The organism is Streptomyces sp. NPDC006733 (assembly GCF_040636125.1).
GTDB lineage: Bacteria > Actinomycetota > Actinomycetes > Streptomycetales > Streptomycetaceae > Actinacidiphila.
In genome coordinates this window covers 81,401-104,277 of the sequence record NZ_JBEYJD010000017.1, presented here as the reverse complement: position 1 = coordinate 104,277, position 22,877 = coordinate 81,401, and the positions used below count along the sequence as shown (strand labels likewise).

At 70.4% G+C, this 22,877-nt stretch carries 20 protein-coding genes and 1 tRNA gene; 13 read left to right on the top strand and 8 right to left on the bottom strand.

The annotated features are described in order from the left end of the window. Positions 1–10: 10 nt before the first annotated feature. The 10 genes from ABZ721_RS17275 to ABZ721_RS17230 all read left to right on the top strand — a co-directional run bounded on the left by ABZ721_RS17275 (position 11) and on the right by ABZ721_RS17230 (position 11,402). Positions 11–499, top strand: a complete 489-nt coding sequence (locus tag ABZ721_RS17275) for a hypothetical protein (protein ID WP_358789449.1) — start codon at positions 11–13, stop codon at positions 497–499. A gap of 83 nt (positions 500–582) precedes the next feature. Beyond that, positions 583–1,647 (top strand): peptidoglycan-binding protein, encoded by a 1,065-nt coding sequence (locus ABZ721_RS17270; protein ID WP_358789448.1) that lies wholly within the window; start codon positions 583–585, stop codon positions 1,645–1,647. A 53-nt stretch (positions 1,648–1,700) separates the two neighbouring features. Next, positions 1,701–2,456: an ABC transporter ATP-binding protein gene (locus ABZ721_RS17265; RefSeq protein ID WP_358789505.1), complete on the top strand. Its 756-nt coding sequence runs from the start codon at positions 1,701–1,703 to the stop codon at positions 2,454–2,456. Further along, complete coding sequence (locus ABZ721_RS17260; protein ID WP_358789447.1) at positions 2,453–3,652, top strand: ABC transporter permease; 1,200 nt, start codon at positions 2,453–2,455, stop codon at positions 3,650–3,652. The genes ABZ721_RS17265 and ABZ721_RS17260 overlap by 4 nt, the downstream gene beginning before the upstream one ends. An 18-nt stretch (positions 3,653–3,670) precedes the next feature. After that, positions 3,671–4,039 (top strand): STAS domain-containing protein, encoded by a 369-nt coding sequence (locus ABZ721_RS17255; RefSeq protein WP_358789446.1) that lies wholly within the window; start codon positions 3,671–3,673, stop codon positions 4,037–4,039. 1,854 nt (positions 4,040–5,893) lie between these two features. Then, a complete protein-coding gene (locus ABZ721_RS17250) occupies positions 5,894–6,535 on the top strand; it encodes a hypothetical protein (RefSeq protein WP_358789445.1) in 642 nt (213 codons plus the stop codon). Between the two features lie 37 nt (positions 6,536–6,572). Then, on the top strand, positions 6,573–7,991 hold the full coding sequence (locus tag ABZ721_RS17245; RefSeq protein ID WP_358789444.1) for a transcriptional regulator: 1,419 nt from the start codon (positions 6,573–6,575) through the stop codon (positions 7,989–7,991). Beyond that, on the top strand, positions 7,992–9,827 hold the full coding sequence (locus ABZ721_RS17240; protein WP_358789443.1) for a DEAD/DEAH box helicase: 1,836 nt from the start codon (positions 7,992–7,994) through the stop codon (positions 9,825–9,827). 73 nt (positions 9,828–9,900) lie between these two features. After that, positions 9,901–10,854 carry a NaeI family type II restriction endonuclease gene (locus tag ABZ721_RS17235; RefSeq protein ID WP_358789442.1) on the top strand — a complete coding sequence of 318 codons (954 nt, stop codon included), beginning with the start codon at positions 9,901–9,903 and terminating at the stop codon, positions 10,852–10,854. Beyond that, positions 10,851–11,402 (top strand): very short patch repair endonuclease, encoded by a 552-nt coding sequence (locus ABZ721_RS17230; RefSeq protein ID WP_358789441.1) that lies wholly within the window; start codon positions 10,851–10,853, stop codon positions 11,400–11,402. The genes ABZ721_RS17235 and ABZ721_RS17230 overlap by 4 nt, the downstream gene beginning before the upstream one ends. Here ABZ721_RS17230 and dcm read toward each other — a convergent pair. Next, on the bottom strand, positions 11,399–12,673 hold the full coding sequence (gene dcm, locus ABZ721_RS17225) for a DNA (cytosine-5-)-methyltransferase (RefSeq protein WP_358789440.1): 1,275 nt from the start codon (positions 12,671–12,673) through the stop codon (positions 11,399–11,401). The genes ABZ721_RS17230 and dcm overlap by 4 nt on opposite strands. Before the next feature lie 350 nt (positions 12,674–13,023). Next, positions 13,024–13,097: transfer RNA gene (locus ABZ721_RS17220), tRNA-Thr, on the bottom strand. A gap of 201 nt (positions 13,098–13,298) precedes the next feature. On the opposite strand from ABZ721_RS17220, the gene ugpC reads away from it, so the two are divergent. The 3 genes from ugpC (at position 13,299) to ABZ721_RS17205 (ending at position 15,842) form a co-directional block, all read left to right on the top strand. Beyond that, positions 13,299–14,417: a sn-glycerol-3-phosphate ABC transporter ATP-binding protein UgpC gene (ugpC, locus tag ABZ721_RS17215; RefSeq protein WP_358789439.1), complete on the top strand. Its 1,119-nt coding sequence runs from the start codon at positions 13,299–13,301 to the stop codon at positions 14,415–14,417. A 212-nt stretch (positions 14,418–14,629) separates the two neighbouring features. Next, positions 14,630–15,043, top strand: coding sequence for a hypothetical protein (locus ABZ721_RS17210; protein WP_358789438.1), 414 nt, complete (start codon positions 14,630–14,632; stop codon positions 15,041–15,043). Positions 15,044–15,116: 73 nt separating this feature from the next. Further along, entirely contained in the window at positions 15,117–15,842 is a 726-nt protein-coding gene (locus ABZ721_RS17205; protein ID WP_358789437.1) for a nucleotidyltransferase family protein, read from the top strand. A 310-nt stretch (positions 15,843–16,152) separates the two neighbouring features. Here the strand turns inward: ABZ721_RS17205 and ABZ721_RS17200 are convergent, their stop codons facing one another. The 6 genes from ABZ721_RS17200 to ABZ721_RS17175 all read right to left on the bottom strand — a co-directional run bounded on the left by ABZ721_RS17200 (position 16,153) and on the right by ABZ721_RS17175 (position 22,658). Then, the gene (locus tag ABZ721_RS17200; RefSeq protein WP_358789436.1) at positions 16,153–17,694 is read right to left on the bottom strand and encodes a DoxX family membrane protein; all 1,542 of its coding nucleotides are present in this window, start codon (positions 17,692–17,694) and stop codon (positions 16,153–16,155) included. A 303-nt stretch (positions 17,695–17,997) separates the two neighbouring features. After that, on the bottom strand, positions 17,998–18,954 hold the full coding sequence (gene rlmB / locus ABZ721_RS17195; RefSeq protein ID WP_358789435.1) for a 23S rRNA (guanosine(2251)-2'-O)-methyltransferase RlmB: 957 nt from the start codon (positions 18,952–18,954) through the stop codon (positions 17,998–18,000). Between the two features lie 96 nt (positions 18,955–19,050). Continuing rightward, entirely contained in the window at positions 19,051–20,445 is a 1,395-nt protein-coding gene (gene cysS / locus ABZ721_RS17190; protein WP_358789434.1) for a cysteine--tRNA ligase, read from the bottom strand. A gap of 244 nt (positions 20,446–20,689) precedes the next feature. Beyond that, positions 20,690–21,214 carry a 2-C-methyl-D-erythritol 2,4-cyclodiphosphate synthase gene (gene ispF / locus ABZ721_RS17185; protein ID WP_358789433.1) on the bottom strand — a complete coding sequence of 175 codons (525 nt, stop codon included), beginning with the start codon at positions 21,212–21,214 and terminating at the stop codon, positions 20,690–20,692. After that, positions 21,204–21,917: a 2-C-methyl-D-erythritol 4-phosphate cytidylyltransferase gene (ispD, locus tag ABZ721_RS17180; protein ID WP_358789504.1), complete on the bottom strand. Its 714-nt coding sequence runs from the start codon at positions 21,915–21,917 to the stop codon at positions 21,204–21,206. Before ispD ends, ispF begins: the two co-directional genes overlap by 11 nt. 258 nt (positions 21,918–22,175) lie before the next feature. Beyond that, entirely contained in the window at positions 22,176–22,658 is a 483-nt protein-coding gene (locus ABZ721_RS17175) for a CarD family transcriptional regulator (protein ID WP_033174074.1), read from the bottom strand. Positions 22,659–22,877 lie beyond the last annotated feature (219 nt).

The following is a 22,877-nucleotide window of genomic DNA, read 5'->3' as shown; positions in this document are numbered from 1 at the left end:
TGAGAATCCCATGAGAAACCGTAACCGCGTTTCCGCCGGCGCCGCAGCACTCGCCGCCCTCGCCCTCTTCGCCTCCGCCTGTTCCGGTTCCGACGCGGATTCCGGCGCCAAATCGTCGGGCGGGAAGAGCTCGGCCGACACCGCCTCCGACAAGGCGGTCAAGTTCCGCAAGTGCCTGCGCGACCACGGCTTGGACGTGCCGGAACCGAAGCCCGGCGAGGACTCGCGGGGTATGACGATCGGCAGCAACGGCAGCCAGGAGTCCGTGCAGAAGGCGATGGACGCCTGCAAGCAGTTCAGCTCCAACCCGTCGGGAGAGATATCCCAGGCGGACAAGGACAAGGCTCTCAAGTTCGCCCAGTGCATGCGCAAGAACGGCGTCGACATGCCCGATCCGAACTTCGGCGGGGGTGGCGGTCCGCAGAAGGCGATGCCCATGCCGCAAGGGGATGCGAAGGAGAAGTTCGACAAGGCCAACAAGCTCTGCTCGGTCGACTGACGAATGCCGGAACCCGCGTCGGAACCTACGTCGGAACCCACGTCAGAACCTACACAGAACGAGCGGATGGACGGGAAGAGTCGATGAAACGCAAGAGAATCGTGTCGGCCGCTGTGGCGGTGGTCGTGGTCGCCGTCGGGGGCGCGGTGGCGGTCACCCTGCCGGCGTCCTCCGGCAAGGGGGCGGCCCGGCAGAGCTCCGGCCTCCTGCCGGCGACCGCGCCGATCCAGCGCGGGGACCTGAGCGACAGCACCCAGAAGCAGGGCACGCTCGGGTACGCGAAGGAACGCAAGATCAACGCGGGCACCATGGGCACCCTCACGTGGGTCGCGGGCGCCGGCTCCTCCGTCGCCCGCGACGGCAGGCTCTACGAGGTCGACGGCAGGCCCGTACGTCTGATGTACGGCACGACGCCCATGTACCGGCCGCTCAAGACCGGCGACAAGGGCGACGACGTCCGGCAGTTGAAGGAGAACCTGCGCGCGCTCGGCTTCGGCCCGGAGCCGGCGGCCGACGGCACGTTCACCACCGGCACCGCCGATGCCGTCAAGCGCTGGCAGAAGGCGCACGACCTGCCCCGGACCGGCACGGTCGGCCCCGACCGGATCGCCTTCTCCGCCGGCCCGGTACGGATCAAGTCGGCGGACTCGGCCGTCGGCGACCAGGCCGGGCCGGGCAAGCCGGTGCTGACCACGACCAGCTCCGAACGGATCGTGGAGTTCAAGCTGGCGGTCGCCGACGGGCAGCTGGCGCGGACCGGCAGCAGGGTCACCGTCGACCTGCCGGGCGGCGGGAGCGCGCCGGGCCGGGTCTCCTCCGTCGGCAAGACCGTGGAGGAGGGCGAGGACCCGCAGGACAGGACGCCGAAGATCACCGTCACGGTCACCTTCGACGACCCGTCCAAGGTCGGCGGCCTCGACCGGTCCCCGGTGACGGTCAACCTGACCGGCCGGACCCGCAAGGGCGTGCTGTCCGTCCCCGTCAACGCCCTGCTGGCACTGCCCAGCGGCGGCTTCGGCGTGCAGGTCGTGGAGAACGGCAGGGCGCGCGACGTCGCCGTCGAGCTGGGCATGTTCGGCCAGGGGCGCGTCGAGGTCAGCGGCGGCGGGCTGCGCGAGGGCATGAAGGTCGGGGTGCCGTCGCTGTGACCTCGATCCCTTCCACCATCCCCCCTGCTTCGGCCGCTGCTTCGGCCGCCGTCGTGGAACTCGTCGGCGTGGGAAAGGAGTACCCGGGCGGCGTCGCCGCGCTGCGTGGCGTGGACCTGACGATCAACGCCGGCGAACTGCTCGCCATCGTCGGCCCGTCCGGCTCCGGCAAGTCCACCCTCCTGCACATCGTCGGCACCCTGGACCGGCCGTCCTCCGGCTCGGTCGCCATCGCGGGCCACGACGTCGCCGCGCTGTCCGACCGCCGGCTGTCCGCGCTCCGCGCGCAGCACGTCGGATTCGTCTTCCAGGCGTTCCACCTCGTGCCCGGCATCAGTGCGCGGGACAACGTGGCGGAAGGACTCCTCTACTCCGGGCTGCCGCGCGCGGAACGCCGCCGCCGGGCCGCCGCCGCGCTGGAGCGCGTCGGCCTCGCCGACCGGATGGACCACAAACCGCACCAGCTGTCCGGCGGCCAGAAGCAGCGCGTCGCCATCGCGCGCGCCGTCGTCGGCGAACCGGACCTGCTGCTCGCCGACGAGCCCACGGGCGCCCTGGACTCGGCGTCGGGCGAGGCGGTCATGGAGCTGCTGCACGACCTCAACAAGGAAGGCGCGACCATCGCCGTGATCACCCACGACAGCGAGATCGCCGACCGGCTGCCCCGCCAGGTACGGATCCGCGACGGGCGGGTCGTGGCGGACACCCGGCCGGCCGTTCGTACGGAGGCGGGTCGCGGAGCGGATGCGGGTCCCGGAGTGGATGCCGGTCCCGGAGTGGTCGCCGGTCCCGGAGTGGTCGCCCTATGAGGCGCACCGCCCTGACCCCCTCCCGGCTCAGCGCCCGCGACGTGTTCCACGTCGGATCCGCCGGGCTGCTCGGCCGCCCGCTGCGCGTCGTCCTGTCGGCCCTGGGCATCGCGCTCGGCATCGCGACGATGATCGCGGTGGTCGGCATCTCGTCCTCCAGCAAGGCGCAGCTCATGCGCGAACTGGACCGGCTGGGCACCAACATGCTCGTCGTCACCCCCGGCGACGCGCTCTTCAGCGGCCAGGACGCCCGGCTGCCGAAGGAGGCCCCCGGCATGATCGGCCGGATCGACGGCGTCGAGCAGGTGGGCGCCACCGGCGACGTCAAGCAGTCGGTACGCCGCTCCGAGAAGATCTCCGAGGACGACACCGGCGGCATCACCGTCAAGGCGACCACCGAGGAACTGCTGCGCACCCTGCGCGGTTCGGTGCGCAGCGGGAGCTGGCTCAACGGGGCCACCGGCCGGTACCCGTCCGTCGTGCTCGGCAGCGTCGCCGCCGACCGCCTCGGCATCACCGCCCCCGGGCAGCAGGTGTTCATCGGCGGCCGGTACTTCACGGTCACCGGCATCCTGGACCCGCTGCCGCTCGCCCCCGAGATCGAACGCTCCGCGCTCGTCGGCTGGGACGCGGCGGAACGGCTGCTGGGCTTCGACGGCCATCCGACATCGGTCTACGAACGCTCCACCGACGCGGCGGTCGCCGCCGTACGCGACCTGGTCCCGCGCACGGCCAACCCGCGGAACCCGCAGGTCGTGAAGGTCACCGACCCCTCGGCCGCACTACAGGCGAAGGCCGCCACGGACGGCGCGTTCACCAACCTGCTGCTCGGCCTCGGCGGGGTCGCGCTGCTGGTCGGCGGCGTCGGCGTCGCCAACACCATGATCATCTCGGTACTGGAACGCCGCTACGAGATCGGCCTGCGTCGCTCCCTGGGCGCGACCAGGGGCCAGATCCGCATCCAGTTCGTCACCGAGTCCCTCATGCTCTCCGGACTCGGCGGCCTGGCCGGCATCGCCCTCGGCTCCCTCACCACGTTCCTCTACGCCACCACCGGCGGCCTGCCGTGGGTGGTACCGCCCTGGGCCGTCAGCGGCGGCTTCGCCGCCACCCTGATCATCGGCACCGTCGCCGGCCTCTACCCGGCAGTCCGCGCGGCCCGCCTCTCCCCCACCCTGGCCCTGCACGCCGCCTGACCCGAAAGGAACCCCGCCGTGCCCCCGAACCCGGCGTTCGCCGTCCGCATCCGCACCTGCGGCACGGTGTCGACCGTCGAACTCCACGGCGAGATCGACCTCATGGCGGCGCCGCACATCAACCGGCGGCTGGACGGCCTCCACCGCCGGGGGCACGGCGGGCACCTCCCGGACCTCGTCATCGACCTGGGCGCCGTCACGTTCATGGACTGCCGCGGCCTCTCCGCACTGCTCCACGCGCGCGCCCTCACCACCGCCCACCAGGGCCGCCTGCACCTCACGAACATCCCCCCACAGGTCAGCAAGCTCCTCCGCCTCACCAACCTGACCAAGGCCTTTCCTCTCCAGGACGCCCGCGCCGGCGGCGTGTCAGGCCCCTGCCGCTGACGCGGTTCGCAGCGAGGCCGTCGACCTGGCGGTCCGGGACGAAACGGCCTGCAGGACGGTGGACTCCGAGTACCTGGCGTGGGCCGGCCTCCCATCAGGTCCGGGCGGCCGGCACGCCGATCAGGAGCGCGGTCAGCTATTGAGGTCCAGCACCCGCCCCAAGACCCAGAGAATCAGCCGGATCGTCCCGTGTCCCCAATCGGAGGCCGACCGCTGGCCGGCGTCCAGGACCATGCGGTAGGCGCTGGTGAGCAGGTCCGCATAGCACTTCTGGATCCGATGGTCCTGATGCCACGCGGCGCGCTGGCGCTGGGGCCGGCTCCCCTGGGGGGCGCGGCTGACGGGACGGCCGTTCCGCCGACCGCTGGAACAGCGTGACGGGGGCTTGCGCGGCTTCGGCGGATTCGTGGGCCGCCGCTTACCCTTGGCCATAGAGGCCTCCTTGCATGTCGTGTACGTCTGCGTTGGGGGTCCTTCGGAGGAGTCCCGACCGGTTCGGTTTCGAACGCCTTGGACCGGTCGGGCTCTTTCGCAATCCGTGGAGGACCACGGTTGCAACTCTGGCGGGGCGGTATTCTGCGAATGCGGACGAACAACGGACCCGCTTTCTTCTTGTGCGTCGACAGCAGCACGGAATTCGACAGCGCGGCGCGGCATCAGGCGCGCGTCCTGGCCTGCAGAACAGCGCACCCGTTGATTCGAATCCAAGCGCCCTACTCCCCCAGGGCCCTTCTCGAGAAATGATCCTATGGGGATTCATGTCCCGGAGCGCAAGGCAACCAGGGTAACGTCGACCAGGAGATCGGGTCGTTCCGTCGCCAAACCCTCCAAAAGGGTTCGAGCGGCTCCTTCACGACCCCGGCTCACAAGTCCCACCAAATTCCTACATAAATCCACAATGAAAGAAGGTGTCTCAGGAGAGTTCAGGGGATGACACTCCGCAATCCGAAGTACGGCGGCAGCCGAGTCCGACGAAGCCTCCTCCGGTGTCGGCGGCGGGTTGCCGACCGCCAGCAGAGGAGATTCGTTGCGCCGGTCCCCCCGATTGCGCCGCAGATCGGGCTCGCTGTTGCGCCGGTCCCCCTCCGCGCCCGACGAAACCGCCGTGCCGGTCTCGCGACGAGGGCAGTCCGCGATGTTGCACAGAGCTCGTCGCCGCAGGTCAAGGAGGCATTCAAGCTCCCTTTGAGGGACTCCCCCCACCCTGTTGATCACCGAATCAGCAGTCCCGCCCACTGCGACCTGAGACTGGATGGCAGCGGCATAGAAGCGAATGAGACTCGATTTATCCGGAACACGCCGACCGTGGATCCAATGCGAGACAGCTGCCTCGGATACTCCTATGCGTCCGGCAACCGACGCCATGGGCAGTGGCCAGAACAGGCCGTACAGCGCTTTCAGGACGGTAGCCAGTTCCGCCCTCGCCAGGGCGGAGTCCTGACCGTGAGGCGGATTCGCATCCGCGAATTTGTCGACATTTCCTTCTGGTGGCACAGCCCACCTCAGCCTTCGGTCGGAGACGAACGCGGCCGCAGATACAGCGGTGCGCCAAAGGCTATCGGATCCCGCCCCTCCCAGGAAGGCCTCCGCAACACCAGTTCCCTACACGCCTGTAAAGAAGCCATGGGTCAGCGCTTCCGGCCAGACGGGCAGCGAACACGCGGAAATCAGTACGAAGGGGTGCATTCCGGGCCTTGCGCCGCCGTGTATGCCTCGTGGTATAAATAAGGGCCAGCGGCCTCGCTTCAAGGCGGCGGCCGAATTTGCCCATATTCCTATCCAAGACCGCTGTCCAGAACTGTGGTGATGCGAATGTCAGGCCTCCCCCCGTGGGATGATCCCGCCCTTGGGACGATGAAGCGCGTAGCCCTCTGGCTTGTCACCGTCGTCCGCGAAGGCGAGGTGTTCACCAAGGAAGAGCTGCGGCAGGCCTTTCCGGGCGTCTCGCAGGTCGATCGGCGCATGCGCGACCTCCGGGACTTCGGCTGGGTCATCCATACCAACCGGGAAGCGGACAATCTGGACCCGCATGAGCAGCGGTTCGTCCAGCAGGGCATCGCCGTCTGGGAGCCGGGCAAGGCCACACGCCCTCGGGGGACGATCGCCATCGGAGCCGGCAAGCGGCGCGAAATCATCTCCGGCGACGGCAACATGTGCCGCTCGTGCGGCATCACCCCCGGCGCCTACTACGAGGGCACCCACGAGCCGGCGCAGCTGGACATCGCCCGTCGGCCTGTACACCGCCCCGGCGGCGAAACAGTCGTCGAGCTGGTCACGGAGTGCCAGCGGTGCCGCCTCGGCGCACGGGATCTGGTGGCCGACCTGGACGCGGTGCTCCGCTCCGTGAAGGCGCTGCCGGCCGACGAACGCCGGACGCTCGCCGGGTGGGCCGATGCGGACGAGCGCGATTTCCGGAGCATTGAACGCGTCTGGAGCAGCTACCGGTCGCTGCCCGAGGAATCCCGCGCGGAAGTACGCGCGGCGCTCGGGCTCTGAGAAGTTCACTGACCAGCACAGACGACGAGGGAGAGCAGTGACCGAGGACTACGGGCGTCCCGCCCGCGCCGATGAGAACCGCGCGACGGTGGAGCGTCGGCTCAAAGAGCTGGCGGACGCCGGCGGGGCCCGCGAGACGCTGACGATCGAGTGGCGCGGCCGGCCGGGCCACTTCGATGTCATCGAGATGCAGGCGGGCGATCTCTACTACAACCCGGCCACCCACCGCATCCGGGCCCAGCGCAGCCACGACACCCGGCGCGACGCGCTGCTGGACGCCGACCCTTGGAGCGTCGAGAGCCAGGAATACCTGGACTTCCTCCTCAAAGCCCTGCCGGCGGACCCCTCCAAGCCCGATCCCGAGTTCGCCAAGCTGGCGGAGAGCCTCAAGGACTACGGGCAGAACGACCCCGGCCTCATCACCCGCGACGGCGTCCTCGTCAACGGCAACACCCGGCGCGCGGCGCTCCTGCAGGAGTTCGGGCCGACCCGCGCCATACGCGTCGCAGTCCTCCCCGCGTCCTGCAACTGGTCCGACATCGCCGCCGTCGAGCTCTCACTCCAGCTGCGCAAGGACCACCGCAGGGACTACTCCTACATCAACCGGCTCCTCGCCATCGAGGAAATGGCGGCCCAGGGCACCGGCCTGTCGGCCATCGCGACGGCCTTCCGCAGCACGGGCGAGATGATCAAGCGGGACCAGTGGGTGCTCAGCCTGATCCGGACGATGATCAAGAGGAGTGCGGCAGGAGGCCGTGCCCTGCCGCTCATCGCCTTCGAAGACCAGGCAGAGAAGCTGCGGGAGCTCCACCGCAAGTACGCCAAGGAGACGGCCAGCAATCCCGACAAGGCCGAGCTGATGATGGAGACTCGGCTCGCAGCTATCACGCTGGACTTCGCCAAGACGGACGTGCGGCTTATCGAGTCCGACTTCCAGGACCGCTACCTGGCAAGCGCGCTGCCCGAAGGCCTCCGGCCTCCGGCGGCTGCGACAGGCGCGGTGAAGATCCCCGGACTCGCTCGGACGGTGAAGGGGCCATCCGACAACCTGGCCTCCGCCCGCGCGATGACGGACGCGCTCTTGCAGGCCCGCGCCATCAGTTCGGCCGACCAGTCGCTGAGCAGCCCCGAGGGCGTCCAGGCGCAGCGCACCCTTACGGCCTATAAGGACGCTTTCGAGGACTCTCTCAGCTACGCCGGCAAGGACGCCCGCGTCCGCAAGCGCAAGCAGGCTGCTCCTGCCCGGCTCGCCGACGCCTGCCAGGACATCGACCAGTGCGTGACCGACCTCGTCATGTCCCGGGGGTCGCGCAGCCTCGATGAGGACGCCTTCGATGATGCGGTGGCCAAGCTACGGAAGAGCCTGGGTAAGCTCGCGGTCGAGGTCAAGCGCACCGTCGCCGAGCCAGGAGATGAGACATCCTGGCTGGTCGGCCTGCTCAAAGAAGGGCTGTGAGTGCCGGAAACCGCTACCCCCAGCCTCGTCCTCGGGTTCGACATCGGCCGAACCCGGGCACTGCTGCGCACGGTGCCGGAGTACAGGGCCGAGCTCGCGCAGCTGCTCTCGCGGTTCCCCGGCGGCAGGATGACCGAGCTGCTCGCTGCCGCCGTCCCGGTTGACGAGTTCGTCGCAGGCCTCGAATCGCTGGCCTCCTGGCCGGACCCTGAGGGGGTCGTCTGGGAGGAGGCCTTCCAGGCACTGGTCGAGGAGATGCTCGACACCGCCGAGACCGCGGAGAAGTTCCTCGCCGGAGGTACCGAAGGCGAAACCGTCACGCCGGACGATCTCGACAGCGCACTGGGCGACGGCTGGTACGGCGATCTGACCAGCTTCCAGCGGCGTGACGCCGCCCGCCTCCTGTCGCTCCGGCACGGAGCCAACTTCAGTGTGCCGGGCGCAGGCAAGACCCGGGTGGCACTGGCTGTGTTCTCCGCGCTCCGCGAGCGCGGAGAGGTTTCCCGGCTGCTCGTCGTGAGCCCCAAGTCAGCATATGAGGCGTGGCAGTACGAGAGCGGCATCTGTTTCAGGCGTCCGCTGGACGTCCAGGTTCTCGGCAGCCGGATGCCAGACTCCGCCGACGTCCTCCTGGTGAACTACGAGCGCCTCGGCCGGCTGCAGTTCGGCCTCGCGGAGTGGCTCACCGCAGCTCCCACCATGCTGCTGCTGGACGAAGCCCACCGGATGAAGCTCGGGGGCGCCGGAGTCTACGGTGCGGTCTGCCTGGCACTCGGCCCCCTCAGCCGTCGGCGCCTCATCCTCACCGGTACCCCGGCCCCCAACGGTGCGAAGGACCTGGAGAACCTGCTGTCGTTCGTCTGGCCCGGCCACGGCCGCCGGGTGGTGACCCAGGCGGTCGGCGGCGGCGACCTCGCACAGGCGAGCAAGGTCCTCCGGCCGCTCTACACGCGGACGACCAAGCAGGAGCTCGGCCTCCCCCCGGTCGACCTCCGGCTGCGCAAACTGCCTATGCCGCCGCTGCACCGCGAGATCTACGACGCGATGGTGGGACGGTTCACCGCCCGCGCGGAGGCGGGCCGCTCAGACTTCCATGCCTTGGGCAGAGCCGTACTGCGCCTGCTGATGGCCGCCACCAGCCCGGCGCTCCTCGTCGAAGGCGCTACCCGCTACGAGCCCCTCTCGCTCCAAGTGCCGCCGCTCACCGTTACGGAGGGCGACCCCCTCCTCGCGCTCATGCGGAAGCTGCCGAGCTACGAGGTACCGCCCAAGTACCAGGAAGCCCTGTCGATCGTGGCCGCCAATGCGGCCGAGGGGCGCAAGACCTTGGTATGGGCCAGTTTCATCCGGAGTATCACCACGCTGGAGCGCCTCTTCGAGCCGTTCCATCCGGCTGTCGTCCACGGCGGGACCCCGGACAGGGACGAGCAGTTGCGGCGGTTCCGCGAGGACCCGGACTGCTCCGTCCTCATCTCCAATCCGGCCACCCTCGGTGAGGGCATCAGCCTGCACCAGGTCTGTCACGACGCGGTGTACATCGACCGCGACTTCCAGGCCGGCCGCTTCCTCCAGAGCCTCGACCGCATCCACCGCCTCGGCCTCTCCCCCGACACCGTGACCCGCATCACCGTCCTGGCGTCGGAGGGGACAGCGGACGAGGTCGTCGCCGTGCGCCTGGGAGAGAAACTGGACTTCATGGGCAGGATCCTGGACGACCCCTCAGTCCAGATGCTCAGCGACCTCGAGGAGGAGCCCGCCTTCGCCGCGGGTATGGACGCGGCCGACCTCAAGGCCCTCCTCCTCCACACGCAGGGGGCAGGAGCCGCGGACGGCTGATCCCCGGCGTGCGCCGCCGGCCTCCGGCTCCGGCACCCGCTCGCGCGGCAGCAGGGGGATAGGGTCACGTCCTGTGGATGAAGGCGTTGAAGCGGTTGAGGCAACCCTGGCGGGCCAGCAGGCGGCACACGACGCAGACCTTGAGGCCGTAGCGGCTGCGCTCCTGCGGCAGGACCTGGACGGGGAGCGCTTTGCCGGCGCGATCCGCAGGAGCATCGATATGCTCCTCGACGGACAGCACACGGGCCGTTTCAGCTGGGACCAGCTCTACAAGACGGAGAAGGCCCACGCGGGGACCCTGATCGAGATCAACCTGCAGCGCGAATTCGGCTTCGATGACGGCCTGAGCATGGACTACCGCATCGTCGGCATCGAGGTGGACTGCAAGTTCTCCCAGACCCGGGGCGCCTGGATGATCCCGCCAGAGGCCCGCGGCCACCTGCTCCTGGTCGTCTGGGCCAGCGACGCGGCATCGCTCTGGTGTGCCGGGCTGGTGCGGGCAGATCCCGGGATGCTGAACACCGGCGGTAACCGCGACGCGAAGACAACCCTGTCCAAAGCAGGCCGGGCCGCCATCCGCTGGCTCTTCTACGACGCTCCGCTCAAGGCGAACCTGCTGCTCCGGCTCTCGCAGGGGGACGTGGCCGCGATCGTCGCCCACAAGTCCGGCCAGCGCCGGGTCGACGAGCTGTTCTTGCGCGCTCAGGGCGAGCTCGTCAGCCGAACCGTGGTCGCCACAGTGGCCCGGCAGGAGGACTACATGAAGCGGGTCCGCTACAACGGCGGCTCGCGCTCGCGGCTCCAGCCGCGCGGCATCGTCATCCTCGGCCATTACAAGAGCCATACGGACATAGCGCACCGGCTCGGGCTGCCCGTTCCCCAGACCGGGGACTCGGTGAGCGCTCGGCTTGCCCGACGGCAGCCGCACCATGGCGACGCGCCCTACATCGAACTGGGCGGAGAGCAGTGGACCCTCGCCCTGCCGGAGGATCCCGAAGTGGCCGTCCCGAAGCTGCCCGAGACATGAGCGGGAAAGAGAAGGGCGCCAGCACACCCGGGGAGTGGGCCGCGCCCGCAGGATCGTGGGCCTCCTCCGCCGCCAACCGCCGCAGCATGCTGGGGAACCGGGCGCGCGACACTGCCCCGGAGCTGGCGCTCCGCTCACTGGTCCATGCGGCCGGCCTGCGCTACCGCGTCGCAGCCAAGCCCCTGCCCGGTATGCGGCGGACGGCCGACATGGTCTTCCGGCCGGTACGGGTGGCGGTGTTTGTCGACGGCTGCTTCTGGCACGGATGCGAGCAGCACTTCGTGCCGCCGAAGACGAACCCCGAGTACTGGCGGGAGAAGATCGGCGGCAACATGCGCCGCGACCGGGAGACGGATGCCCGCCTGGCCGACGCGGGGTGGCTGGTCCTGCGCTTCTGGGAGCACCAGCCGACCGGCGAGTGTGCTGAGGCGGTGGTCGCGGCGGTAAGGGAGCGCAGGGCGGCACGGGTGCGGGCACCGGGAAGCCCAGCCGGCACAGTCCCGGACCGGGCCGGCACACCTCCTGGCCCCGACCCGGCGGGCGCTTAGCTGATCTTCGCCTTGTTCACCGCGAACAGCTCGTGCCGCTCGTGGCCTTCCTGCCCGACGAAGGCCTTGAACTCACCGAGGGTGTAGGCGTAAGCACCGCCCGACCTCGTCTCCCGCTCGATCAAGAAGTCCCGCTCCAGGTGTGCCAGGTGGCGCTCGACCTCAGGCTCGGTCAATTCCACTCCGCCCTTCTGAAGCCTGGTGATGATCTGGCTCATGCCGACCGGACGGGTGGCGCTCCGCAGCAGCTTGTACACGGGGTCGTGGATCACCTCGGTGGTCTCCACCAGCTCGACCCGCTTGCCCTGCTTCGTGAGGGCCAGGCGGATGGAGCGGCCGACCTCTTCGGCGACGGGCGGCGGGAAGGCGTTTCCGATCTGCCGGTACTGGGTGGTCTTTCCTCCGGTGAAAGTCCACTCACCCTTCTTCCACCCCTGGATGAGGGAGACCATCTCGCACGTCAGCTTGGGGCCCGGCTTCCCGTCGGGGACAACCCAGCCTGCCTCAGGCGGTGCATTGCCCACACCCATGGCGTCCACGCCCAGCTTCGCCCAGGCGGCCTTGGCCCTGGTGGGCCCGAGGTCCGCGCCGCCGTGCTTCTTGGAACCTCCGACGACCGTGGGGGCGATGGCGCTGGCGCCCTTCGCCCAGTCGTCCGCGCCTTCCCAGCCGTTGGAGCCCATCAGGCCGACAAGGGTCTCGCCCACGGTAGGGGCAGGGGTGTCGAGCGGCTCCGGCCAGGAGAAGTACTCGGCGTACTCGTGCTGTAGTGCGACGAGGACGAACCGCGGCCGCAGCTGCGGGACTCCGAAGCTCGAAGCCTGGAGGAGCCGCCAGGACGCTACATATCCCTGCTTCCGCAGCTCGTCCAGCACGTGCTGGCGATAGGCCGCGAAGCGGTTGGCGCTGAGGCCGCGCACGTTCTCCAGCAGGAGGGCCCTCGGCTGGACGGTCTTCACCAGGCTGACGGCCCAGGCGAAGAGGTCGCGCTCGTCGGTGGCTCCGAGCTGCTTGCCCGCGATGGTGAAGGGCGGGCAGGGCACTCCGCCGGCCAGCAGGTCGACCTTGCCCCTATAGGCCTCTGGGCGCCAGACGTCCGGGCTGGCCACGTCGCCTTGCACGACCTTCCAGTCCGGCCGGTTGCTGCGGAGCGTGGTGCACGCGTTGGGGTCGAGTTCCACCGCCAGGTCGTGCTCGAAGCCCGCCCGCTCCAAGCCCAGCGCCTGCCCCCCTGCCCCAGCGCAGATCTCGACCACATGAAGCTCTGACATTCGCCCTCCATCACGTGCACACCACAGGGTCGACAGGCTGTGACCCGTCCCGCTCACTCTGCAGGTCCGATTCCATTCGAACACGCTAGCGACCAGATTTTCCGCGGACGAACATTCCAGCTTCTCTTCGGACCGTCCATCGCCGCGGCCGGCTGCATCCGGCCACGGCCGCAGGCACCGGGACGCAAGTGTAATTGCAGGCAGGGGTGCGACCGGGGAGGAAGCTCCTACCGGGGCTGCGCCGGAGCGGGAGAACGCGCGCGCCACACGCATCCGCCGCCCTCACCCCGGCGTAAACGCATTAGGCCCCGGACGCGTCGTCCGGGGCCGGTCGTGAGGCTGAGGCGCGGAGCCCCCTGTCGGATTCGAACCGACGACCTTCGCTTTACAAGAGCGGTGCTCTGGCCAGCTGAGCTAAGGGGGCCTGGCTCCGGTGGGCGGGGCCAGGAGAAGTGTACTCAAGGCGGGGGGTGCCGGTGGTAGGGAAAAGTCGGGGACCTGGGGCTACTGACAAAGGGGCAGGCTGCGGGTAGCGTCACGGTCAGTTCGCGATAGGCGGACTAGACCAATCCTTCCTTTACTCGGATCGTCCGGCACGTTCCTGCCGGTGAGGGGCGCATCAGTTATGGCTACTGTCACGTTCGACAAGGCAACCCGCATCTACCCGGGCTCGGAGAAGCCCGCGGTGGACGGCCTCGAGATCGAGGTCGGCGACGGCGAGTTCCTGGTTCTGGTCGGTCCGTCCGGCTGCGGCAAGTCGACCTCCCTGCGCATGCTCGCGGGTCTCGAGGACGTCAACGGCGGAGCGATCCGCATCGGTGAGCGCGACGTCACGCACCTGCCGCCGAAGGACCGGGACATCGCGATGGTGTTCCAGAACTACGCGCTCTACCCGCACATGACCGTCGCGGACAACATGGGCTTCGCGCTCAAGATCGCCGGCGTGAACAAGGCGGAGATCCGCAAGCGCGTCGAGGAAGCCGCCAAGATCCTGGACCTGACCGACTACCTGGCGCGCAAGCCGAAGGCGCTCTCCGGTGGTCAGCGCCAGCGTGTGGCGATGGGCCGCGCGATCGTGCGTGAGCCGCAGGTGTTCCTCATGGACGAGCCGCTGTCGAACCTCGACGCCAAGCTCCGCGTCCAGACCCGTACGCAGATCGCCAGCCTGCAGCGCCGGCTGGGCGTCACGACGGTCTACGTCACCCACGACCAGGTCGAGGCCATGACGATGGGCGACCGCGTGGCCGTCCTCAAGGACGGGCTGCTGCAGCAGGTCGACAGCCCCCGCAACATGTACGACCGCCCGGCGAACCTCTTCGTCGCCGGCTTCATCGGCTCGCCGGCCATGAACCTCGTCGAGGTCCCGATCACGGACGGCGGCGTGAAGTTCGGCAACTCGATCGTCGCCGTCGAGCGCGAGGCCATCGCGGCCGCGTCCGAGAAGGGCGACCGCACGGTCACCGTCGGCGTCCGCCCGGAGCACTTCGACATCGTGAACGGCGAGGCCAAGTCGCTGTCGAAGGACGAGCCGGCCGGTCTGGCCGTCACCGTCAACGTCGTCGAGGAGCTGGGCGCGGACGGCTTCGTCTACGGCAGCGCCGAGGTCGGCGGCGAGCACAAGGACCTGGTCATCCGGGTCGGCGGCCGCGAGATCCCGGAGAAGGGCTCCGTGCTGCACGTCGTGCCGCGCGGTGGCGAGGCCCACGTGTTCTCGACCTCCACGGGCGCGCGCCTCAGCGACTGACGCCGCCAGGCATACAAGCAGTTCGGAACGGCCGTCCGCGCAACCTGCGGGCGGCCGTTCCGCGTTGCCCGGCGCCGTTGTCGATAATTACCTGCACGAAGCGGACCTTTCGACTCTGTTCGTCAACCGGCCGCACCCGTATCAGCGATCTCCCTCACCCGGCAGGGTGACGGAATGTCCCCGATTCATCACCCATCGCTACGATCGCGAGCGTGAACCAGGTAGCTCGCCGCATCGGCAAGACATTCGCGCTCGTACTCCCGGTCGTCCTCGTGCTGTCCGGGACCCTCGCCGTCACCCGCGTCCCGTGGGCGACCTCGGCCTCCGAGGCCCAGGTGCTCACGGCGTCACACGACAAACCGGACGTCGTCCCGTCCTCGAAGGAGCCGCAGGAGGTGCTGCGCACCCGCCTGCTGGACGAACTCCAGCACAAGTCCGCGGGCGTCGTCCTGACCGACCTGCAGGCGGAGATGGCCCACCGGCCGTCGCTGGCCAAGTACTGCACGTCGATCGCCCGGTCGCTCGGCCGCGCAGCCGTCGCCAAATACGGTCCGGTCCGCGCCCAGTCCTTCTCGCGTCCGGTGTGCGACACCTCGTTCGCGACCGGCGTCGCCTCCGTCTTCTGACCATGACGGGCGTCCCCCGCAGCCCGGGGACGCCGTCACCAGGGGGCCAGGCGGGTCCCGTAGGGTGCCCGGCATGACGAACGGCGCTCCCCTCGTAACCCAGGCCGTCCTCCTCGCGGGAGGGCAGGGGTCGCGCCTGCGGCCCTACACCGACGACCGTCCCAAGCCGATGGTCGAGATCCCGGGCACCGGGACACCGATCATCGGCCACCAGCTCGACTGGCTGGCCGCCGAGGGCGTCACCGACGCCGTCGTCTCGTGCGGCCACCTCGCCGAGGTGCTCCAGGAGTGGCTGGACGCGGCCCGGTTGCCGCTGAACGTCACCACCGTCGTGGAGAAGGAACCGCTGGGTCGCGGCGGCGGGCTGAAGTACGCCGCCGCGTCGCTCCCGCGCCCCGACGAGCCCTGGTACGCCACCAACGGCGACATCTGGACGCGCTTCTCGCTGCGCGAGATGGCCGCCTTCCACCACGAGCGCGCCGCGGTCGCCACGCTGGCGCTGGCCCGCCCCCGGATCCCGTGGGGCGCCGTGGAGACCAACGAGTTCGGGCACATCCTGGACTTCATCGAGTCGCCGCCCTCGCCGTTCCTGATCAACGCGGGCGTGTACGTCTTCGACCCCGGGTTCACCGCGCTGCTGCCGGCCCTCGGCGACCACGAACGCACCACGTTCCCCCGGCTCGCGCGCGAACGCCGCCTCGCCGGCTTCCCGATCCCGCAGGGCGCCTACTGGCGGGCCATCGACACCGCGAAGGACCTCACCGAGGCCGCGAAGGAGCTTGCCGCCCTCCAGCGGTGAGTCGTGGGCTGCGCCCAGGCATCCCCGGCCGTCCTGGCCCGGCCTGCCCCGCCCATTCGAGCCCATCCGAGCCCATCCGGGCCCGTCCCGGCTTCCCCGGGCTGCCGTCAGCCGCTCGCACGCCCTCCGCGCGGCCCCTGGACGGCCCCGTGGGCCCCTGAGCCGTCCGGCATGCCCTTCCGAGCCGCTCCCCGGGCGCCCGGGCGCCTCTCGCCCCCGTGCAGGGCCGCCGCACCCGGACACGGCGGTGGCCCGCACCCCCGAAGGGTGCGGGCCACCGCCGTGCTCGTGTCGTCCTGCCGGGCGTCCGTCAGGCCGCGCCGCCCGCGCCTCCGGCGTCGCCGGACGGGCCCGACCGGCCGAGCAGCAGCCCGGCGGGGGATCCGCTGCCCAGCAGGCCGCCGATCGGGTCGCGCGCGGTGCCGCTGCTGGTCGACGGCGACGTCGTGCTCGGGCGGTGGGTCTGGTGCGGGGCGCTGGGCTGCGTCGGCTTCGACGACGACTCGCGCGGCTTGCCGCTGCTGCTGCCGCTGCCCGTACCGGCGGCACCCTTGCGGGTGCTGCTAGGCGACGCCGAGGGCGACTTCGACGGCTTCTTCTTGCCGCTCGCGGACTTGGACGGCTTCGGGGTCGGCTTGGGCTTGCCCGGCGTGGCCGTCCCCGAGACCTCGGGCAGCGGGGTGCCCGGCAGGTTGTTGACGGGGATGCGCTCCGGGGCCGGGGTGTCCGTGTGCGTGCTGGACGACCGCACCGCGGCACCCAGCACCGATCCGCACAGCATCGTCAGGCCGACGAAGATCGTGGCCAGCACCACACCGCGGCGCAGCACCCGCTTGCGCAGGTCCCACAGTTCGGCACGCGGACCGAGCCGCCGCCACGCCTCGCCCGCGAGCCGGCCGTCCACGGAGTAGACGGGGGCGCCCGCGATGATCAGCGGGCTCCAGGCGGCGAGGTAGATGAAGTCCGGCGCGTCGTAGACCGGGACCGTGCGCCAGGTCACCGTCACCAGCAGCGCCACGGAGAGCGCGGCCGCGACGGACGCGGCGACCCGCTGCCACAGCCCGCAGATCGTCAGCACGCCGACGATCACCTGGAGGAAGGCGATGGTCAGCCCGGCGCCCACGGGGTGCGTGAGCGCGAGGTCGCGCAGCGGCGCCGCGGCGGCCCACGGGTGGAGCGACGTCAGCCACTTCACCATCGAGCCGCGCTCGCCGCCGTCGAAGTACACGGGGTCGCAGAGCTTGCTCATGCCGGCGTAGACCGAGATGAGGCCGAGGAAGACGCGCAGCGGGAGCAGCACGACGCCGAGGTTCATCCGGTGCCCGGGGTACCAGGCGTGCCGGATCGGTTCGGCGGTGCGGCCGCGCCGCAGGCCCGCCTTCTCGCCGGCCCCGGCCGCGAGGCCCTGGCCGCGGGCTCCGTCGCGCCCGTCACCGGACTCGTCGTCGTAGCCGTCGTCGTCGAAGGCGCCGCGGGCCGGACGGACGCCGCGCAGCAGGTCCCGTTCCGGCATGCGCGGGCCGACGACGCCGGGCGTCGGCGCCTCGTCGACGTCGATCCGGGGCAGCAGCTGCGTCGAGCCGCCGGGGGTGTCGGGGCCGGAGCGTCCGGAGCCGGACTCCGCGCCCGCGTGGCGGACCGCCTGCAGGAGCCGGCCTGCGGCCGGGTCGCCGGGCTCGGTCCGGCCGGACCACACCACTGGTGCGGCCCGGCGCTTGACGGCACTGGGAATGACGGGGATGCGCGCGGTCTCGTCGAGGCTCAGGGCACGGGCCGAGGTCGCGCCGAGCCGGACGCGGAAACTCGCGTGGTTGACGATGACCTGGGCCGGGTCGCTCGGAACCTTGAGCATGCTCAGGGCAGGCTCGTCGAACCCGGGCGTCCCACCCCCCGTAGGAGTGCGGGGTGTTCTGGTGTCCACACTCCACTAACCGAGTGACGGACGGTTAGGACACTGCCGACGGCACGTTGGATGTCCGAGACCCGTCAAGATCAACGGGATCGGGGCCCTGGCCGGGGAGGATGCGGGTCCGTGGGGAGAAAGATCGGGACCCGGACCGAAGTGATCGGTCCGGGTCCACGAGGTCCTACGCGTCCGCGCCGGACGTCAGCCTTCCGGCGGCGGCCGTCGGGCAGCACGCGTCGGCCGTCGGCGTCACGCGCGGCGGCGGGCCGCCTCGTACAGGACGATGCCGGCGGCGACGCCCGCGTTGAGGGACTCCGCGCCACCCGGCATCGGGATGCGCACCAGGTAGTCGCAGGTCTCGCCGACCAGGCGGGACAGGCCCTTGCCCTCGGAACCGGCGACGATCACGACGGGGCCGGCGAGCGCGTCCAGCTCGTGCAGGTCCACCGTGCCGTCGGCGGCCAGGCCGACCACGACCAGACCGGCCTTCTGGTAGGACTCCAGGGTCCGCGTCAGGTTGGTCGCGCGGGCGACCTGGACGCGGGCGGCGGCGCCCGACGAGGTCTTCCACGCGCCGGCCGTCATGCCCGCGGCGCGGCGCTCCGGGACGACGACGCCGTGACCGGCGAACGCGGCCATGGAGCGGACGATCGCACCGAGGTTGCGCGAGTCGGTGATGCCGTCCAGCGCCATGATCAGCGGCGCTTCGTGGCTGTTCGCGGCGGTCTCCAGCAGGTCTTCCGGGTGCGCGTACTCGTACGCCGGGATCTGCAGGACCATGCCCTGGTGGTTCAGGCCGTTCGTCATGCGGTCCAGCTCGGGGCGCGCGGCCTCCATCAGCGGCACGCCACGGTCGGTCGCGAGCTTGATCGCCTCGCGCACCCGGTCGTCGGTGTCGATGTACTGCTGGACGTAGACCGCGGTCGCCGGGATCTCGGCGCGCAGCGCCTCGACCACCGAGTTGCGGCCGACGACCAGCTCGGCCGTGGACTTGGCGCCACGGCCGGACGGGCGGCGCGACTGCGACGACACGGTCCGCTTGGCGACGGCCTTCGCCACCCGGTTCTTCTTGTGGCCCTTGCGGTCCGCGGCGGGCGGGGTCGGGCCCTTGCCCTCCAGAGCCTTACGCCGGTGACCGCCGGTGCCGACCTTCATGCCCTTCTTGTTGGAGGTACGGCGGTTCCTGCGCTGGCTGTTCCCGGCCATGGGGCACTCTCACTTCTTCGCTGCTGAAAATGTACTGACGTATAGGGGGCTGGGCTGATCGGGCTGCTGTTCGGGCGAGCCGGTACGGTGACGCGCTCAGCGCGTGCCGAGCGACCACCGGGGTCCGGACGCGGTGTCCTCGATGTCCAGCCCCGACTGCTGGAGCTGGTCGCGGATGGCGTCGGCGGTCGCGTAGTCCTTACGCTCCCGGGCCGCCTGCCGCTGCTCCAGCACCAGCCGGACGAGTGAGTCCACGACGCCGTGCAGGTCGTCACCGTGCCCGCCGCCGGCCCACTGCTCGTCGAGCGGGTCCAGTCCCAGTACACCGAGCATCGCACGGACCTCGGCCAGACGCGCGACCGCGGTTTCCTTGTCGTCCGCCGTGAGGGCCGAATTCCCCTGCCGGACGGAGGTGTGGACGATGGCCAGCGCCTGCGGGACGCCCAGGTCGTCGTCCATCGCCTCGGCGAAGGAGATCGGCACCTCGGCGGCCGGCGCGACCGGGCCGCACTTCTCGACGACCCGCTGCGCGAAGCCCTCGATGCGCGCGAAGGCGGACTCCGCCTCGCGCAGTGCTTCCTCGCTGTACTCGATCATCGAGCGGTAGTGCGGGGTGCCGAGGTAGTAGCGCAGCACGATGGGGCGCCAGCGCTGGACCATCTCGGAGACGAGCACCGAGTTGCCGAGCGACTTGCTCATCTTCTCGCCGCTCATGGTGACCCAGGCGTTGTGCACCCAGTAGGCGGCGAACTCGTCGCCGAACGCCTTGGCCTGCGCGATCTCGTTCTCGTGGTGCGGGAAGATCAGGTCGATGCCGCCGCCGTGGATGTCGAAGGCGCTGCCCAGGTACTTGTGGGCCATCGCCGAGCACTCCAGGTGCCAGCCGGGACGGCCGCGGCCCCAGGGGGTCTCCCAGGACGGCTCGCCGGGCTTGACCGACTTCCACATGGCGAAGTCGCGCTGGTCGCGCTTGCCGGTCTCGCCCTCGCCGCTGGGCTGGCGCAGGTTGTCGAGCTCCTGGTTGGACAGCGACAGGTACTCGGGGAACGAGCGCACGTCGAAGTAGACGTTGCCGTCGGCGACGTAGGCGTGGCCCCGGTCGATGAGCTCGCGCATCATCTCGACCATCTCGGGGACGTGGCCGGTCGCCCGCGGCTCGTAGGTGGGCGGGAGGCAGCCCAGCACGTCGTAGCCGCTGTTGAAGGCCCGCTCGTTCTCGTACCCGATCGCCCACCACGGGCGGCCCTGCTCGGCCGACTTCGTGATGATCTTGTCGTCGATGTCGGTGACGTTGCGGATGAAGGTGACGTCGTAGCCGCGGTAGGCGAACCACCGCTGCATGATGTCGAAATTCAGACCCGATCGGATGTGGCCGATGTGCGGGGCCGCCTGCACGGTGGCACCGCAGAGGTAGATCGAGACACAGCCCTGCGTGAGCGGGACGAAGTCACGGATCTGCCGAGCGCTGGTGTCGTACAGGCGAATAGTCACGCCAATAAGGGTAGTGGGCGAAACGCCGTGCCAAGTGCGCTCCGCGCGGGTTGCAGGGGGGAGCGGGCCGGACGATCTTCCGGGCGTGGCTCCGGCCTGCGGGGGTGACCCCCTCAAGCCCTGGTCGGACCCCTGAAAGCCGTCGCGGACCGGGGCCGGACGAGGCCCGGATCGGGCCGGGAACAGGCCCGAGGAGGGAGCCGGCCGGATCCGACGGGCCCGCTACCGGCGCCCAGGCACGCGTTCAGCCAGTCGCGCGCGGGCTCGCCGGGAGGACCAGCGCGGTCGCGATGGCCGCCAGGCCTTCCGCCCGGCCGGTGAGGCCCAGGCCGTCGGTGGTCGTACCGGAGACGGAGACGCGGGCGCCGATCGCCGCGGAGAGCACCTTCTGGGCCTCGTCGCGGCGCTTGCCGATCTTCGGGCGGACGCCGATCACCTGGATCGCCACGTTGCCGATCTCGAAGCCGGCCTCGCGGACGATGCGGGCCGCCTCGGCGAGCAGCGTGACGCCGGACGCCCCGGCCCACTCGGGCCGGCCCGTGCCGAAGTGCGCGCCGAGGTCGCCGACCCCGGCCGCGGAGAAGAGGGCGTCGCAGGCGGCGTGCGCCGCGACGTCGGCGTCCGAGTCGCCGGCCAGGCCGTCGCCGGCGTCCGGCCAGTGCAGGCCCGCGCACCACAGCTCGCGGCCGGCCTCGAAGGCGTGCACGTCCGTTCCGATGCCGACGAGCGGCAGCAGCGGGCCCGGGGCCCCGGTGGTCTCAGAGGTCATCGGTGGCCCTCCTGCGGGCGAGTACGGCCTCGGCGAGCACCAGGTCCAGCGGCCTGGTCACCTTGAAAGCCTCTTCGTGGCCGGGGACGACCACGACCTGGACGCCGGTCCGCTCGACCATGCCCGCGTCGTCGGTGGCGCCCTCGCCGTCGCCCGGCACCGTCGCGTGCGCCGTCGCCAGCACGTCCCGCCGGAAGCCCTGCGGGGTCTGCACGGCGCGCAGCAGGGCGCGCTCGGGCGTGCCGGTGACGGCGTCGGTGGCGGGGTCGATCTGCTTGACGGTGTCGGCGAGCGGCAGGCCGGGGACGACGGCGGGTGCCCCGTCCCGGACGGCGGCGACGACCGCGTCGACGATCGTGACGGGCACCAGCGGGCGGGCGGCGTCGTGGACGAGGACGATGTCGACGTCCTCGGGGAGCGCGGCCAGTCCGAGCCGGACCGACTCCTGGCGGGTCTCGCCGCCGGCGACGATCAGCAGTTCCTTGTCCGCGGGCAGCCCGTGGCCGTCGAGCAGGGCCGCGACCTCGGCCACGCCGTCGGACGGCGCGACCACGACGACCAGCGAGACGGCCTGCGAGCGGGTCATGGCGCGCACGGCGTGCACCAGCATCGGGATGCCGCCGAGGGAGCGCAGCGCCTTGGGGGCGCCGGGGCCGAGCCGGAGGCCTCGTCCGGCGGCGGGAATGACAGCTGCGGTACTCAGAGGTTTGTGTCCTTGGCCGAGGTGGGTATCGGCTCAACGTGCGACGCTGCGGGCCCCTTCCGTGAGAGAGTCCGCAGGGTCGTACACGCCGAGACGTCGGAGCAGAACAGAAGCACAGCACACCACAGGCGCGGCAAGGAAGCAGCGCCGGAGGACCGGATACCGGAAGTCCGGACAGAAGCCCGGACAGGTGTCAGGATCAGGACGCAAGCATGCCGCAGCACCCGGCCGGGACCGGGTACCGCGGCAGAACTCGCGTCAGGACGCGAGGACCTCGTCGAGCAGAGCCTCGGCCTTGTCCTCGTTGGTGTTCTCAGCGAGCGCGAGCTCGCTGACCAGGATCTGCCGCGCCTTGGCGAGCATGCGCTTCTCGCCGGCGGACAGCCCGCGCTCACGCTCACGACGCCACAGGTCGCGGACCACCTCTGCGACCTTGATGACATCGCCGGAGGCGAGCTTCTCCAGGTTTGCCTTGTAGCGGCGGGACCAGTTGGTCGGCTCTTCGGTGTACGGCGCGCGAAGCACCTCGAAGACCCGGTCCAGACCCTCCTGACCGACCACGTCGCGCACGCCGACGAACTCCGCATTGTCCGCGGGTACGCGTACCGTCAAGTCGCCCTGGGCGACCTTGAGCACCAAGTAGGTCTTGTCCACGCCTTTGATCTGGCGAATTTCGATAGCCTCGATCAGCGCGGCCCCGTGATGGGGATAGACCACGGTGTCGCCAACCTTGAACGTCATGTGACAGGTACCCCTTCCGTGGCTATCCAGGGTAACACGTGAACGGCCTCTTCTGAATGGCGTTTTCGCAGGTCAGGGCATATCTCGGGGCTTGACAACCCCTACCGGAACGTGCTGGAGGTGCGTACCGAGCAGGGGTATCCGCAGGTCGGAGCCGGTATGCGACAGGGGTGAAACGCCCCCGTTACACCTAACGGCGCTCCGGCGGAAGGGGGGTTA